The sequence below is a fragment of the Halosolutus gelatinilyticus genome (genome assembly GCF_023028105.1).
In the GTDB taxonomy this organism is placed as follows: domain Archaea; phylum Halobacteriota; class Halobacteria; order Halobacteriales; family Natrialbaceae; genus Halosolutus; species Halosolutus gelatinilyticus.
The window spans coordinates 298,177-314,085 of record NZ_CP095492.1; the positions used below are offsets into that span (position 1 = coordinate 298,177).

General features: G+C 58.8%; 13 protein-coding genes and 1 pseudogene. 4 read left to right on the forward strand and 10 right to left on the reverse strand.

The genetic code is table 11. From position 1 onward, the window contains the following. Positions 1–101: 101 nt before the first annotated feature. From MUH00_RS20455 to MUH00_RS20465, 3 genes are all read right to left on the reverse strand, one after another. Positions 102–878 carry an HpcH/HpaI aldolase family protein gene (locus MUH00_RS20455; RefSeq protein ID WP_247004125.1) on the reverse strand — a complete coding sequence of 259 codons (777 nt, stop codon included), beginning with the start codon at positions 876–878 and terminating at the stop codon, positions 102–104. Between the two features lie 32 nt (positions 879–910). After that, positions 911–1,273 carry a VOC family protein gene (locus MUH00_RS20460; protein WP_247004126.1) on the reverse strand — a complete coding sequence of 121 codons (363 nt, stop codon included), beginning with the start codon at positions 1,271–1,273 and terminating at the stop codon, positions 911–913. 1,077 nt (positions 1,274–2,350) lie between these two features. Further along, a complete protein-coding gene (locus MUH00_RS20465) occupies positions 2,351–2,752 on the reverse strand; it encodes an acyl-CoA thioesterase (RefSeq protein WP_247004127.1) in 402 nt (133 codons plus the stop codon). A 248-nt stretch (positions 2,753–3,000) separates the two neighbouring features. Here MUH00_RS20465 and MUH00_RS20470 point away from each other — a divergent pair, with 248 nt between their 5' ends. The 4 genes from MUH00_RS20470 (at position 3,001) to MUH00_RS20485 (ending at position 8,717) form a co-directional block, all read left to right on the forward strand. Next, positions 3,001–4,557, forward strand: a complete 1,557-nt coding sequence (locus tag MUH00_RS20470) for a class I adenylate-forming enzyme family protein (RefSeq protein ID WP_247004128.1) — start codon at positions 3,001–3,003, stop codon at positions 4,555–4,557. A gap of 185 nt (positions 4,558–4,742) precedes the next feature. After that, complete coding sequence (locus MUH00_RS20475) at positions 4,743–6,062, forward strand: hypothetical protein (RefSeq protein WP_247004130.1); 1,320 nt, start codon at positions 4,743–4,745, stop codon at positions 6,060–6,062. A 238-nt stretch (positions 6,063–6,300) separates the two neighbouring features. Then, positions 6,301–7,686 carry a hypothetical protein gene (locus MUH00_RS20480; RefSeq protein ID WP_247004132.1) on the forward strand — a complete coding sequence of 462 codons (1,386 nt, stop codon included), beginning with the start codon at positions 6,301–6,303 and terminating at the stop codon, positions 7,684–7,686. A 74-nt stretch (positions 7,687–7,760) separates the two neighbouring features. Continuing rightward, positions 7,761–8,717: an NAD(P)-dependent oxidoreductase gene (locus MUH00_RS20485; RefSeq protein ID WP_247004133.1), complete on the forward strand. Its 957-nt coding sequence runs from the start codon at positions 7,761–7,763 to the stop codon at positions 8,715–8,717. Between the two features lie 108 nt (positions 8,718–8,825). Here MUH00_RS20485 and MUH00_RS20490 read toward each other — a convergent pair whose 3' ends face one another. The 7 genes and pseudogenes from MUH00_RS20490 to MUH00_RS20515 all read right to left on the reverse strand — a co-directional run bounded on the left by MUH00_RS20490 (position 8,826) and on the right by MUH00_RS20515 (position 15,876). Next, positions 8,826–9,779 (reverse strand): branched-chain amino acid ABC transporter permease, encoded by a 954-nt coding sequence (locus tag MUH00_RS20490; RefSeq protein WP_247004134.1) that lies wholly within the window; start codon positions 9,777–9,779, stop codon positions 8,826–8,828. Positions 9,780–9,787: 8 nt separating this feature from the next. Then, a complete protein-coding gene (locus tag MUH00_RS20495; RefSeq protein ID WP_247004135.1) occupies positions 9,788–10,678 on the reverse strand; it encodes a branched-chain amino acid ABC transporter permease in 891 nt (296 codons plus the stop codon). Positions 10,679–10,926: 248 nt separating this feature from the next. Then, complete coding sequence (locus tag MUH00_RS20500; RefSeq protein WP_247004136.1) at positions 10,927–11,637, reverse strand: ABC transporter ATP-binding protein; 711 nt, start codon at positions 11,635–11,637, stop codon at positions 10,927–10,929. Next, a complete protein-coding gene (locus MUH00_RS20505) occupies positions 11,630–12,436 on the reverse strand; it encodes an ABC transporter ATP-binding protein (protein ID WP_247004137.1) in 807 nt (268 codons plus the stop codon). Before MUH00_RS20505 ends, MUH00_RS20500 begins: the two co-directional genes overlap by 8 nt. Positions 12,437–12,529: 93 nt before the next feature. Then, a pseudogene (locus tag MUH00_RS23275) lies at positions 12,530–12,724 on the reverse strand (hypothetical protein); the annotation flags it as partial. A 233-nt stretch (positions 12,725–12,957) separates the two neighbouring features. Then, positions 12,958–14,154: an ABC transporter substrate-binding protein gene (locus tag MUH00_RS20510; RefSeq protein ID WP_247004138.1), complete on the reverse strand. Its 1,197-nt coding sequence runs from the start codon at positions 14,152–14,154 to the stop codon at positions 12,958–12,960. A 789-nt stretch (positions 14,155–14,943) separates the two neighbouring features. After that, positions 14,944–15,876 (reverse strand): VOC family protein, encoded by a 933-nt coding sequence (locus MUH00_RS20515; RefSeq protein ID WP_247004139.1) that lies wholly within the window; start codon positions 15,874–15,876, stop codon positions 14,944–14,946. Between the last annotated feature and the right edge of the window lie 33 nt (positions 15,877–15,909).

A 15,909-nucleotide genomic window follows, 5' to 3' on the forward strand; every position in this document is an offset into this window, starting at 1 on the left:
GAAGTATACACTCTTCGGTTAGTCGCGTCCGTCGTTACACGAGCCTTCCAGAAACGTGCGGACCAAACGACGGCGTTGATTCGATCCCGCCGGTACGTTCTTCACCGGGAGATCCGCCGGAGCCGCTCCTCAAGCGTCGAACGGATCGAACTAAGGTCACCGCCCATTCGAATAATCTGATAACCGTCTTCGACCGCCGCCTCGATGGCGTCCGGCTCGTTCTCGATCCTGCCCATCGGAACGCCGGCCGAACGACAAGCGGCCTCAATCTCTTCGATTTGGCCCCTCACGTCGGGATGATTCTTGTTCGTCGGATGCCCCATCTGCACTGACAGGTCGGAGGGGCCGACGAAGACGAACCCGAGGTCCGAGACGGAGAGGATTCCCTCAAGCTCGTCGATCGCGGTGGTCTTCTCGATCATCGCGCCGACGCAGACCTCGTCGTCTTCTGTCGCCACGTAGTCGTCGGTGAAACCCCAGGTCCGGGATCGACCGCTAGCCATTCCCCGCTCGCCTGGTTCACCCTCGTAGACGAAGCGGCTCGCTTCCACTGCCGCTCGGATCTCGTCGGCGGTGTCCACGCGCGGGATGAGGAGGTTCCGCACGCCCGCATCGAGCACCTTTCGGACGAGCGGCGGATCGCCCGACGGAAGTCGAACGAACAGGTCGATTCCGCCGACCTCTGCGGCGCGTGTGAGTTCCTCGAAAACCGTGCTATCGTACGGACTTGGGCCCATGTGCTCGAAGTCCAACCACACGAAGTCGATCCCTAGCTCCCCGTAGATCTCGACGATCGTCGGGGAAAACGTCGAAGCGCGCGCTCCGTAGACAACGTCTCCGTTCTCGATCCGTTCTCGCAAGCTGTTTCGCTGGTCCATGGTGTCTGCTGTTTTACGCTGGCCGCTGTGATCTACTCGTCCGCGACTACCTGGAAACGCCGTCCGTCGGGGTCTCTGAAGTTCGTGATCTGCCGGTCTGTCGCCTCCACCTCGTAGGGGCCGACGATCGAATCGACATCCTCGGCCTCGAGCTGCTCGGTCACTCCTTCAATATCGTCGACGGCGAACGCGATGTGGTTGATCCCGGGCACCTCTTCGCCTTCGACGGTGTGGATCTCGAAGATCGGACCGTCACCATCCGCCGGCTCGAGTTCTACGGATTCTCCGTGGTGTTCCGTCGTTCGAAGCTCTTCGTACCCTAACTTCTTCAAAAAATTTGTCATCTCGTCCGCGTCACTAACCTCGATTTCGATGTGATCTATCTCTCCTATCATGTCGTGAGCGTCTTTTGCTAATGTGTTAAATATACCGGTAGAGGAAAAGATGAGAGCCCATAGCCGGAGCCGAATCCGCCGAGATGCGCGCTCCCGGTTAGAATCATTCGTCGTGCGATCCTAACTGAGATATCCGAAATACTCGCATGCTCGGAATCAGTTGATCGACGTATCGGGATCGTCGACCAGTACCGAGGACATAGTTGATCGACTGTGGAAACCCGCCGCAAATCCCTCCGATCGCGTGAGAGAAATCGGTGTACAGTACGTTTCTCCCTCGTATCGATTCACCCAACTGAACCGGTACTCCGGAGGCAAGGCAGACAAAGCCACGACCGATCGGCAACTGCGCTGACGCGGTATCGACGACCGAAGCCTCGAAGATCCGCGGAATCACACTTGCAGGTTACGGTGGATCTGTCTGGATCACAATACTTCGATACGCCCGCTCTCGGACGCCGCTATAGCGACCGGATTCACTCTAGACGGGGATTGGAATGGGTCTGTTTGGTGGATCCGTAATATCCGGATGTGATTCTTGGACGTCGAGTCGGCGTTCGTACGATAGAGCCTCTCACTCAGGCCCTTGTCCATATTTTACAGCCGTACTAGTGTAATAGATGTATGCCTCGAACGCTGGACTGTCGGCGCTTTGTGCCCTCGAAAGCGGATCAGTATCAATATCGGTACGAACTATCCGACTATCTCGGAAACAATATGGCGCCTGCGGGTATCCCTTAAGCTGGCAAAACCCAGTCGAGTTGGTCCGGAAGGGCTGCGATGGCCGGGCACTCCCGCGAGTCGGTGACGCTCGAAGCGAGCCCTCGTGTAGGGCGTGTTGTTCTCAAACCGTATCGCTACCCGCGACTCGAAGAAGGTTGATTTGCCTCGTTGCGGGCGTCGGTCACGTTCGGAGGCGTGCTCCTCACCGAGAATCGCCTCTCGGTGATCACTACGAGGAACCACAGTTGAGAAGGCCTCGATTTGATCGTCAGGTGCCGTACTACGACTGAAATCGTCGAACGACCAGCAGGCGAAAACAGTGGCTTCGGAGTGCGTCGCGCGTGGACTAGCTGATTACTCAACTCCGTTCGCGATAGCTCGGCTGAGTTCCTCGGGTAGCGTGCAACTCTGGTTATCTGCCGTCGAAACGCAGACGTGCTGTTCGTGACCGGTATACGCGGTCGTTCCGTCTTCGTGAGAGGCCGTAAATTCCATTCCGAGGCTCTTGTTACCGATATCGGGTTCGACGGAGATTCGAATGACGTCGCCGACCTCCACCGGCCGCTCAAAGTCCATGTTCATCGCTACAAGCGGCAAGTGAACATCGTGTTCGTCCGGGATATCCCAATACGCCATGCCAATGTCGTCCATGAATTCCTCACCGGCACGGTGCATCGCGTTGACAAGTCTTGGGTAGTAGGCGATACCGTGGGGATCTACGTGTCCCCAAGCGCACTTCCACTCGTACTGGAACATCACCCGAGAATTGCCGCACTTTCATAAGTAACTTTCCCCGATGTGAGAGTACAGCGCGTCAACAAGCGTATCCCGGGACTGGCACTCTCCCTCACACGGCGGAATTTTTAATATTCTGCCATCGCCACTGCTAGGTAGATGGTGAGAGAAACACAAACACTGTATCTTGACCGCGCCGAAATACTTCGTGCTCACGCTACTCACATAGCAAAGCCCTCGAGCGGTAAACGAGCCAGCTGAAGTAAACTATGCATCACACTTCAACACCCGAAGTTCCGGCGATAAAGGACCTCTCGAGTATCGCCGCGAAGAACAATCCCGACAAGACCGCGTTCGGCAACGGGCTCGACGGTCGAACGGTGACGTGGAACAAGTTCGATACGCAAAGCAAACAGGCCGCGAACGCCTTCAACGAACGGCTCGGTCAAGGCGATCGAGTGGCGTTCCTCTGCGAGAACTCCCTCGAGCACGCGACGCTCTGGAACGGAGCGCTCAAGGCGGGCTGTACGGTCTCGAACCTTCACACTCGTGCCTCGCCGAATACGCTCGAGTACTGCATCGATACGATTAGACCGCGAGCGCTCGTCGTCGACGAGGAGACGTCGGGGTTCTTCGAGGAACGCGTACGGGAGAAGATCTCGACCGACCTCGATCTCGTCGCCAATGTCGGCGACGCGCGGGCTGAGTACGAGCGATCGTTCGACTCGTTTCTCGCCGATCAATCGACCACTGAACCCGACGTACGGATCCGCGAAGACGACATCGCCGCGGTGATGTGGACGTCGGGGACGACGGGGAAGCCAAAGGGTTGGTGTCACACGAACCGGGGACTGTACTCTAGGGCGACGACGCTCGTCAGCGTCTACGACGTTAATCGGTCGGCGCGACAACCGCACGTCTTCACCCCCTCGTTTGCGGCGTGGTACTCGGTCATGCTGCCAGCGCTCGCGTCCGGCGCGACCACCTACTTCCTCGACTCGTGGGACCCGGAGACGTATCTTCGGATGATCGACGAACACGAGATGACGACTGCGCTCTTGGTTCCCACGATGTGGCGGGAGATTCTCAACCTCGATTCGTTCGACGAATATGACGTGAGTTCCCTCCGGGTGATCACGTCGGCAGGAGAGGTGCTCGACGCGACGACGCTCGAGCGGTTGCGCGAGAACATCTGTGACGTCGTCCGAAACTCGTACGCGGCAACCGAGGCATATGCCACCGTGATGACGAATGATGAACTCGAGGAGGGTCGCATCGAGAGCGTCGGCAAACCGGTCCCCGGAGTACAGATCCGGATCGTAGACCGAGACGGGAGCTACGAGGACGTGAAACCGACCGGTGAAAGAGGCGAAATCGCCATTAAAGCCCCCGATTGTCCGGTTTGGGCGTGGTCACGGACCGAAAAGACCGAGCGGGTCTTCGAAGACGGCTGGTGGTACTCCGGGGATGTCGGCTACCGAGACGAGGAGGGCTTCCTCTACCTCGAAGGCCGAACTGACTTCCAGATCATGTCGAAAGGGATCAAGGTGTATCCGTCCCCCATCGAGGAGCGACTGAACGCGCATCCCAGCGTAGAGGAATCCGCGGTCGTCGGCGTTGAGGACGAAAAATACGGTGAAAAGGTTACTGCATACGTCCATCCGTCGGATCCGGAGCTCACGGCGGTGGAACTAGACGAGTGGTGCCTCGAGAGCGACGAGATTGCTCGGATGGAGCGACCACGAACGTACCACTTTGTAGACGAATCGCTACCGCGGACTGCGACGGGCAAACTCGATCGACGAAGCGCGAAGAACCTGAAGTAATCCGCTTGGTCACCGTTCGTCCGATCGGCCACGAGAGGTCGGTGAACCGATTCTAGCTCGGCAGCAACGATCGCCGGGCGAGACGCGTTATTGCCATTATGCGAAAGTTATAAGTGGTCGAAGAAAGACCCTTTAATTGCGATTTGCCAATGAGTAACGAGAGAGCATGGTCCTTTAGCGACAGTATGGAAGAAGCGGCGCAAGCCGCCGGAAGCCCCGTCGATCTGATGCGCGACCTGGGCGTCGGCAAATTCACGAAGGTTCCCGACGAGATCACTCACTGGATCGAGGAACAGCGGTCCTGGCGGGAAACGTGTGCGTTCGCCGACCAGTCGTATCACATGACCGATCACTACGTGGAAGGACCGGACGCAGTCGACTTCTACTCGGAGTACGGCGTCAACAACTTCGAGACGTCCGAACCCGGGAAGGCCAAACAGCTCGTGGTCGCGAACCCCAACGGCTACTTCATCGGTGACGCCATTCTCTTCCACTTGGACGACGACGAATTCCTCAGCGTCGGCGGTGCGGCCGCTCACAACTGGCTCCAGTACCACATCGAGACGGGCGACTACGACGTCTCAGGCGAAATTCAGCCCCGACCCGTCGCGACCGGCGAGGACCCGAACAATTTCCGGTTCCAGGTGCAGGGGCCGGAAGCGATCAAGATCATGGAAGAGGTGACGGACGAACCCCTGCCCGAGATCGGCTTCTTCAACTTCGAGCCGGCCTCGATCGGCGGGCACGACGTCAATCTCCTGCGCCACGGGATGGCGGGCGAACCCGGCTTCGAGTTTTGGGGCCCGTACGAGTACGGCGATGAGGTCAAGGATATCGTCCTCGACGCTGGCGAGGAGTACGGTATCCGACATCTCGGTGCCGAGAGTTACCAGACGCCGAATAAAATCCTGGGCTGGATTCCCCTCGTCGTTCCCGCGATCTTTGAGGAGGAACTGCAGGACTATCGCGAGTGGCTGGATGTCGGCCAGGGCCTTCTCTCGATCGGGGGCAGCTTCGAGTCGGACGATATCACGGACTACTACTTCACCCCAACCGAACTCGGCTACGGCCACATCATCAACTTCGATCAAGACTTCGTGGGGAAGGAACCCCTCGAGAAGGAAGTCGGGGATCCTGACCGCGAGAAGGTGACGCTGGTCTGGAACGATGAGGACGTCATCGATGTCTTTGCCTCGCTGTTCAGCGAGGGCGAGACGTACAAGTTCATGGAGTTCCCGCATCCGCGTTCGTCTGCCTGCCAGTACAATAAAGTACTGAAAGACGGCAACCACGTCGGCGTTTCGACGGAGCAGGGCTACATCTACAACCAGCGTGAGTTGCTCTCGCTCGCGGTCGTGGACACGGAATACAGTGACCCGGGTACCGAAGTCTCGCTCATCTGGGGAGAACCCGAGGACAACACCAATCCGAAGGTCGAACGCCACGCCCAAACGGAGATCCGTGCGACCGTCGCCCCCTCTCCGTACAGCGAGGACAACCGATAGACAATGGGACTCGGCCCGGCAGCATAGTATGAAGCAGCAGTTTCCCCGGTACTCGACTCGTACGCCACCGTTTCGCGGGCCAGATATCGAAGTCACAACCGGCGATGCGGATCATCGCCGTTCGTAACGAGCGACATAACGCAAGGTGTCTGCTCCGACTCGTGATATAATCCGCTCACGGCGAGCGCTTCGTTTTCGTCCTTGATCCGTGAAGAATCGTTCCGAGAGGAACGCTTATTTGGAGGGGTGGCAATGTCTCGCATGTAGTAAGATCATGCACGAGCAAAGCCTAGAGGACGTGGTACGGGACGCAGAGTCCCCTGTCGATCTGCTCAGAACGCTGGAGGGAGGCGCGTTCGGATTCCCGGTCGTTTCCGACGAGTATACCCACTGGATCGAGGAACAACGAGCGTGGAAGGAGAGTTGCGCGTTCGCAGACCAATCACACCACATGGTCGATATGTGGGTCACGGGACCGGACGTGTTCGAGGCTTTCACCGACTACGCCGTCAATGACTTCGATAACTTCACAGTGGGACAAGCCAAACAGTTGGTCGTTTGTAACCCAGACGGATACTTCATTGGCGACGGAATCCTGCTTCGTCTCGACGAGGACGAACTCGCTTTCGTCGGTCCACCGCAAGCGCCCAACTGGCTCCAGTTCAACATCGAAGCTGGCGACTACGACGTGACCGTCGAACGCGACGAGACGTCGGGCGTTCGAGACGGCCCGCCGACGAACTTCCGATACCAAGTGCAGGGGCCGGAAGCGATCAAGATCATGGAAGAGGTGACGGACGAACCCCTGCCCGAGATCGGCTTCTTCAACTTCGAGTCGGCCTCGATCGGCGGGCACGACGTCGATCTCCTGCGCCACGGGATGGCGGGCGAACCCGGCTTCGAGTTTTGGGGCGACTGGAAGGACAGCGACGAGGTCAGAGAGACAGTACTCGAAGCCGGCGAGGAGTACGGTATCCGTCGGTTGGGATCGAAGAGCTACGGCAGTTCGTCGGTCATCTCTGGCTGGGTCGGGATGCCGCTGGCCGCTATCTACGACGGCGGAGCGATGCGGGAGTATCGGGAGTGGTTGAGCGCCCGCAGTCTCGAGGCCAACTACTCGATCGCCGGGAGCTTCGAGTCGGATGACATCACGGACTACTACCTCACGCCGGTCGAACTCGGCTACGGACGACTCATCGATTTCGATCGCAACTTCGTCGGGCGCGAGGCGCTCGAGGAAGAGGTTGAGGACCCCAGTCGCCGACTCGTAACCCTCGAGTGGAACGCCGAGGACGTGATCGATGTCTTTGGTTCCCTGTTCACGGAGGGTTCCACGGAGAAATTCTTGGATTTCCCGGTTCCGTGGCGGTCGGCCGCACACTACGACGCGGTACTGAACGGGACAGATACCGTTGGCGTGTCGATGTGGGCTGCGTATACGTACAACGAACGGGCAATGCTCTCGTTGGCCGTCGTCGATACCGATCTCAGCGAACCCGGTACCGAGCTCACGCTCGTCTGGGGCGAGCCGGATGATGCGTCGAGTACGCACATCGAGCGTCACGAACGGACGGAAATCAGCGTCACCGTCGCACCGGTTCCCTACACCGATGATCGACGGTGATCTCCGGCTCCTGTCTCCCGTTTCGTCGGCGAAATGGCAGTAGCCTCAAGTAGTTGTAAAACGATCGTCGACTCGTGACTCGAGCTATCATCGACCAAGACATTACACCGACATCGCGGCTGACGGAGCAGCTACCGGACGCATGGAACGTGATCGAAGGAATCGATATCGAACAGCCAGCACTGGGGGCAACGATCGAGACGGCCGACATCGCATTCGTTACCTCTCGCGTCCCCCTCTCTCGTAAGGTGATCCAGAGCGCCCCGGAGCTGGATGTGATCGCGAAGCTGGGAACCGGCATCGATTCGATCGATATCGAAGCGGCCGCCGAGTGTGGCGTCACGGTTACTCATACGCCGGGACACAACGCGCTCTCGGTGGCGGAACACACCGTCGGATTGACCCTCGCAACGCTGCGCCGACTGACGGAAGCGCGCCGTCTCATCGAATGCGATGCGTGGCGCGACGAGTACTCGCTCGGCTCTCGGCTCTTCGGGTCGACCATCGGTATCGTCGGATTCGGCAATGTCGGAAAGCGAGTCGGGACCCTCCTCTCGGGTTTCGACGTCGATCTCCTCGCTCACGATCCCTACGTGCATGATATCGATAGCGAACTGGTAGGTGCGAGCATGGTCTCGCTCGAAGATCTCCTCGAACAGAGCGACGTCGTCATGCTGACGACGGAACTGACCGACGAGACTTGTGGGATGATCGGTAAGAGGGAACTCGATTGCATGAAACCGTCCGCCGTGCTCATCAATACGGCTCGCGGACCCGTCGTCCGTAACGGTGCGCTTGTAGACGCACTCCGGTCGGGTTCGATCGCAGGGGCCGGTTTGGATGTCTTTGCCGAGGAACCGGTTGACTCGACCGCCGAGTGGCTGGAGTTCGACAACGTCGTTGCGACGCCACACATCTCTGCGATGACGCTCGAGAGTCGACGGGAGGGGATCGATCGGCTTGCGACGAACACAAAGCGACTCCTCGCAGGAAGGCCGGTCAACGAGCGCTACGTCGCGACGTCGCCTTGACCGACTACGAGCCTCGTTCGCTCACCGACGCCGAATTCGAGAACGGGCGCTCGGCGCTCGCACACGAAACCGCGGTGGTGCAGCCGAAAAATAGTTTCCCACATGATCTCACTTGCTCTCATCCCAGAATCGACCCACGATCCCCTCGGGAAAGAGGAACACGAACGCGACGAAGAGAATCCCAAGGACGAGTAGGTAACCCTCTGCCCAGAGACTACCGAGACTGTTCTCTAGGAACGTCAGGGCGAATGCCGCGAAGAAGGGGCCGGCGAAGGTGCCGGCGCCCCCTACGACGACCCAGATAAGGACCTCGCCGGTGAGCGCAAACGACATGATAGACGGCGAGGCGATACCGATAGACGCGACGTACACGGCGCCCGCGATGGACGAAACGACGGCGGAGAGGATCCACACTATCAGTTTCTCCCGGTCGGTGTTGTAGCCGAGATAGCGCATCCGAAGTTCGTTCTGCCGTGTCGCATGGAGGACGTCGCCGTAGTCTGAACGAAGCAAGAGATATAGTCCCCCCGCGACGACGGCGACCACTAAGAGCGTGAAGTAGTAGTACGCGACCAAGTCGCTCAGGTCGACGCCAAAGACGGTCGGCGGCGAAATGAACGCGAGACCGTTCGATCCACCGGTGAACGACGTCGTGACGTAGACGAAATCGTACGCGATAACGCCGAACGCTAACGTGAACAGTGCGAAGTAGACCATGCTGATCCGCTGTTTGATCGGGGTGTATCCGATGAGAAGTGCGGTGACAGCCGCGACGACGATCGCGACGGGGAATCCGAGCCAGAACGAGCCGCCGTAGTCGACGACTATTTTCGCGAGGGAGTACCCCCCGATTCCGAAGAATGCCGCCGGAGCGAGGGTGAGGAGGCCCGTATAGCCCAAGGCGATGTCGACCGAGATGGCGAACAAGCCGAAGAGTAGCGCTTGTGTGGCGATGCTGACATCGTTTGGACTGACGATCGGGAGGACCAGTAATCCGAAGGTAGCGATCGGTAGCACCAACCGACGAGGATCGTGTCCGAGGTACCCCCGTACGCGCTCCACAGGAGCACTCATTCGAATACCTCCGGTTTTCCAAAGAACCCGTGTGGTTTGAACAGGATGAAAATCATGGCGCTAATGAATATCAGTATTTGGACGTAGGTTTGCTCGAGGAACAACCATCCAAACGCGTTGATTTGTCCAACGATCATGCTCACGAAGAACGACCCTTTAAAACTCCCCATCCCGCCGACGATAATGACGAGGAAGGCCATGGTCATGTACTCCATCCCGATTCCGGGCGACACCGACGTAACTGGTGCCGTGAGCCCGCCCGCGAGCGCGGCCAGCGCCGTTCCGAGGACGAAGGTTAACGTGTACACCTTCGTCGAATCAACACCGAGGATCTCAGCCGTGGACGGCTTGTTCGCTGTCGCGTGCACCTCCAACCCGAGCCGCGTCCGCGTGAGTAATGCTCCGATGAGCAACGCGGTAGTCGCACCGATGAAGATCACGAAGATCCGATAACGGGGGTAACTGACGCCGAATACCTCTACCCCGCCGGAGAGTGGCGCCGAGATGCTGTACGATTGATCTCCGAACCGGTACGATATCAGCTCCTCGATGACCAATCCTATTCCGAACGTGCCGAGAAACCCGAGGAGCGGTTTCTCGTAGACGCGATGGATAATCGTTCGCTCGAGAGCCAGACCTACCGCCGCGATGAGCAGCATCGCCACAATCAGGCTCACCCAGAAGCTACCGGTTCGCTGGAGGATGACCATCGTCATGTATCCCCCTAACGCGAGCATCCCGCCGTGTGCGAAGTTGATTAGCCCGACCAGTCCGAAGATCAGCGTGAGACCGCTAGCGACGAGGAAGAGGATCATTCCCTCGCTGAGACCGTTCAGAAAGTACGTGATGAATTGGTCCGGGGAGATGAACTGAACGTAGTACATCATGTCCCCCCATCGGGTATCCCTCTCGTAATCATCCGTCTCGTCCGAGAAGACATCTCCCTTTCAATCGACCTGCGGGTAGATCTCATTACACTAGTTAGCACGGTTCTATCCCCTATTATATTTTCTGTGATCGAACTGACGCCGTCGGTTCGACCGACCGTTTACTGACGGTCGGGACGATTATCGCGCGGAGCAACGAATAAGCAGGCCGGTTTGCGACGACAGTTCGCTTCGGCGAAGCGGGTCGATCAAATGGTCAGATACTCCTCGTGGAGCGTTTCGTCGCTGAGTCGGTCTGCTGTCCCTTCAACGACGATCTCTCCACCCTCGATGATGTATCCGCGCTCGATGAGCGGCAGCGTCTTCGTGATGTTTTGCTCGACCAGCAATACCGCTTGGTCCCGAGCAGCCAACTCTTCGAGCGCGCTGACGACGTCGTCGACGATGATCGGAGCTAGCCCCTCAGTCGGTTCGTCGAGGAGTAACAGATCCGGTTCCGTGACGAGCGCCCGTCCGATAGCAAGCATCTGTTGCTCGCCGCCGCTGAGCGTCCCCCCTCGCTGTCCGGCTCGTTCTTCCAATCGCTCGAACCGATCGTACACGGTCCGTATCCGCTCCGCTTTCACCTCGTCCGAGAGCCCTTTCGGCGTCGCGACCTCGAGATTTTCGCGAACGGAAAGGGCCGGATAGATCTCCCGATCCTCGGGGACGTAGGCGATGTCTTGGCGGATGATGTCGTGAGTGGGCCAGTCCGTGATATCGGTTCCGCGAAATCGAATCGTCCCCGCTTTCCTGTCGATCCGGTTGACGATGCTGTCCAACAGCGTCGTCTTGCCCATTCCGTTCCGACCGAAGATTCCGATCACGCCGTTCTTCTCGACGTCGATATCGACGTCGAACAGGACTTGACTCTCGCCGTAGTACGCCGAGAGATCGCGAACGGTCAGGAGGTCACTCACCTAGATACACCTCCTTGACGCGAGCGTTCGTGACGATCTCGTCCGGGGTGCCCGTCGCGAGGGTCTCCCCGTCGTGGAGGACGGTGATCCGATCGGCGAGGCGGCGGACGAGTTCGACATCGTGTTCGATGATCAGTATCGTGTACTCGTCTCGGATCTCCCTGATGATTTCCATCAGTTCCTCCGACTCGGCGGTATTGAGTCCCGCTGCGGGCTCGTCGAACAGAATCACGTCCGCGTCGAGTCCGAGGACGAGACCGATGTCCAGAAATCGCTTCTCCCCGTGCGAGAGGTCTTTCGCGACGTCGTCGAGTCGATCCGTCAAGTGAACCCGTTCCGCTATCTCTTCGATGCGGTCAGTGTGATCGGTACTCCGATCGAAGACGCTCGTTATCGTCCTCGTAGGATCGCGCACGGCCAAATGAAAGTGCTTCCTGACGGTCATCTCGGGAAAGTACTGGACGACCTGAAAGGAGCGGCCGATACCGCGTCGTCCAATCTCAGACGGCGACAGACCGGCGATGTCTTCTCCTTTGAATTCGATCGTCCCGTCAGTCGGTTGCAACTTGCCCGTGATGAGGTTGACGAGCGTTGTTTTTCCGGCGCCGTTGGGACCGATGAGCCCGTGAATCTCCTGCGACTCGAGCGCGAAATTCACGTCGTTGACGGCGAGTAACGAGTCGAACTCTTTCGTGAGACCGCTCGTCTCTAATACCGTGTTTTGACTCTGGTTCGGACCGGCCGCCGCCTCGGTCGTTCCGCCTGGGTTCGAATCGAACGACGATGTCACGCGATCCATGGTGTCGTATATCGGTACGTCTCTCCTAGGCGGGTTAATGTTTTCGGGAGTATCGATACGCGTACACTCGATTCCGACGTCAGCACAGGCCTGCTGTTTTATCGAGACGTACGTCTCGCTCGCGTCGTCGTTCGTGAGAACGGTCGCTAGCCCCGGCATTACGCCGACGCCTCCGAGCGTCTCGATGCTCGCTGTCAGTTGCCGTTTGATGCGATCTCTGATATCGTCGCCGTCAATGACGTGGATCATGGCTGAATACTCTCTCGGTTGTCCGGCCGAATGCGGCATCGAGACTCGCGAGGGACTGGCCGAACCGCTATCCCGGTCATCACTGCCCGTCCGCCGAGCCGAACTACTCCATCTCGCTGCTCGTGAGCGATCGGATATCAGCGAACAGAGAACATTTCGATTCGCTGTGCCGTGATCGTGCGGGAAATTCGGATAGTAGTACTGAGGACGATTCCCTCGATCGGGTCGGCGCCGCGCCGACGAGACCGAACGACCGTTCGCAGCGTGTCGAGTCAACAACTGTTCTCCGGGATAACGTTGTTGTACTCCTCCAGCGATAGGAACTCCGTCCCGTCTCTCGCTGCGCCGGTGAAGTTCAGTTCGATCTGTCCGTCGCCCTCTCGGAACATCGCAGGTCCGAAGATCGAATCCCACTCGAGACCACTGAGCTCGTCGGTCAGATCGTCAGCATCCGTCGATCCGGTCTGCTCGACCGCGGTCGCGACGGCCCGGACCGGTTCGAACCCGCTGCCGCAGGAGGTGTTCGGGAGGAGGTCCGAGTCAGACGGATACAGGTCCTGGAAGGCCTGATTGATCTCCGAGTCGCTCGTCGGATCGTAAAACGTCGTTCCGAACCAGCCGCTGGCCGTTTCGCCGACGCTAGCCTGCGTGAGTTGGTCGACCGGCTTCCCCGAGTTGAACATCAGTATCTTCTCCTCGGCGAGGCCGAAGTCGGCCGCTTGATTGATCAGCCGGGTTGCCATGTCCGGGGTTAGCACGCCCGTCACGACGTCCGCATCGCTGTCCTGAATCTCGGCGAGATAGGACGACAGGTCCTGTGTGCCGATCGGCACGAGCGTCGAGCCGGTGACTTCCCCTCCCTGGGCGGCCATCTCTTCCTCGACCAACTCCTGGTTGTTCTGCCCGAGCGCGTAATCGGGCGAGACGAAGTGCACTTCGTCCGGATTGAAGTCCCGATCGATGTGGCCGGGAAGGTCGTAGATGAACTCGACGCCGACTGGTGCCGTGTGTCGGTTGCTCGGCCAGATAAAAAACGAGTACTCGGTACAGTTATCCCCCGTGCGAGCGTCGACGCTGGACGCCTGCGTCGGGAGGATCGGGACCTGCGCTTGGTCGTGGATGTACGGGAGGACCGACTGCGCGGAGGCGCTCGAGGAGGGTCCGATGATCGCGTCGACATTCTCCTCTCGAACCAGTTCCCGTGCACCCTCGAGGGCGCCGTCGGGCTCCGATCCGGTGTCTCGCTCGATGAATCCGAGATCCATGCCGTCGATCTCTCCGCCGAGGTGCTTGCTCGCCATCTCCGCCCCGCGACGAACCTCCTGTCCGGTGAGCGAAAACGACCCGCTGCTCGGAATCAGCAGTCCGAGGGTAACACCGCTATTGGACGTCCCGGAGCAGCCGGCGAGTCCGGCGATCCCGACCGTCGCGCCGACGGTCCCCAGAAAATTCCGCCTCTTGACACCCATGGTTGGCTCTGCGTTCTTGTTTACCATGTCAATACGAACCATATTGGGGGTGCCATACAAATAGTTTTTCGTCGTCATTCGAGGCCGCTCTCGTCAAGAACGGGACCACGACCGACGAATTGGATCCCGGTCGATCGCGTGGCTGGTGTTATCATCCTGCTATCTGCGTCCGAAATACTCGAACCAGCTACTATCATCCGTGCTCGAAAAATCATTAAAATGACACCCCGTTACAACCGTACTTCTGCAATAAGACGACGGTGACGCCAATCTGTCTCCGATATACTCGGAAACACTGCGCGGCGTTACCGAGTGGCTGGATATCAATGCGTCCGAACGGCGTTAGATAGTGCCATTGTCTCGGCACCTTCTATAAGGCGGCCGTCGAACGCGACCGGACGGACCGCTACGGAACGATGGTTCGAGCTTCTCGAAGAGGGGTTACCGCTCGAAGCGAATCTCGAGCGGTACCGATACCGGTGCAGGCCGCTCTGACCGCGTCAGTGGGGCGCTACGGGATCCGACGGCGGCAGATAGGGAACCGCATGATGATTCATGCTGTTCTTCTATCGATCACGTAACGCGCTAAAAATTTCCGTGACATTTATTCTTTCCGGGCGCAACAAATACAGTCGGAGGGGAACGGTAACACACAGCCAACCTCAGCCTCTGATTGTCAGCCGTGTTTCTGCTCCCCCTCCGCAGCTCATCTCAGTGCAGCATGCTCCGGAATGGCAGCGTCCCCGCGACCACCGGTGATCGGTAGAAACCGGCTCGCGAACAGATTCGTCAGTACCGAACGGACTCCAAGCCGTCGAACCCGCCGATCCACTGCCGCTCTTCTAGATCGGTCTCGTTCCACGCGATCGGTTCCCAGTTGGGATCGAAGACGACGTATCCGCCGTCGCTGAACTCGATCCGGTGGTCGGTAACGGGATCCCTCGTGTAGCAGAATTTCCCCCTCGAGACGGAGTGCTGACCGAGACCGTCGACGGGGAGCTCCCGCTCTTTCATCGCATCGTACGCGTCGAACAGCGCGTTCGCATTGTCAACGGTGTAGGCGACGTGGTTGAACGACGCGACGTCTGCGTCGTCGTCCCGGATAATCGCGACGTCGATCTTACAACCCCCGGCGCTGAGCCATGTCCCCCACCGCGACCCGTCCTCGAGGTCGTAGTACTCGTGGACCTCGAACCCGAGAGTCTCCTGCAGCCACTCCGAGATCCGGACCACATCTGGGTCCCATATCTGGACGTGATCGATATCCCGTGGTGCGATCGGATTCGTTTCCGTAGGCGAGTATACGCGATTTCTGAGGCGCGATCGCCGCTCTTCCGGCGGATCGGGTTTTTCCATCTCGTAATAGATCTCAAACTCGTGTCCGTTTCGCGTTCGAAACCGGATCGCTTCTCCCTGACCGAGTTCGTCACCTGCGCCGATCCAAGTCACGTCGATCCCCTGCTCGGTGAGTCGGTCGGCGAACGCGCTCACGTGTTCCGGTTCCCGAGTCTGCCATCCTATGTGACTCACCCCCGCTGACTCGCTCTCGGAGAGGATCAGCGAGTGATGATCGAACTCGTCGGCTGCGCGGAGATACGCCGTTGTCTCCTCCCGATCGACCACTTCGAGGCCGACCGCGTCGTGGAAGAACGCCATCGATTCGTCGAGGTCCGGTGTCTCGAGCGCGACGTGGCCTAGTCGAGCCAGTTCTGGTTCCGACATAGAAGCCCCTTCATTTCCGACTGACTTAATTTC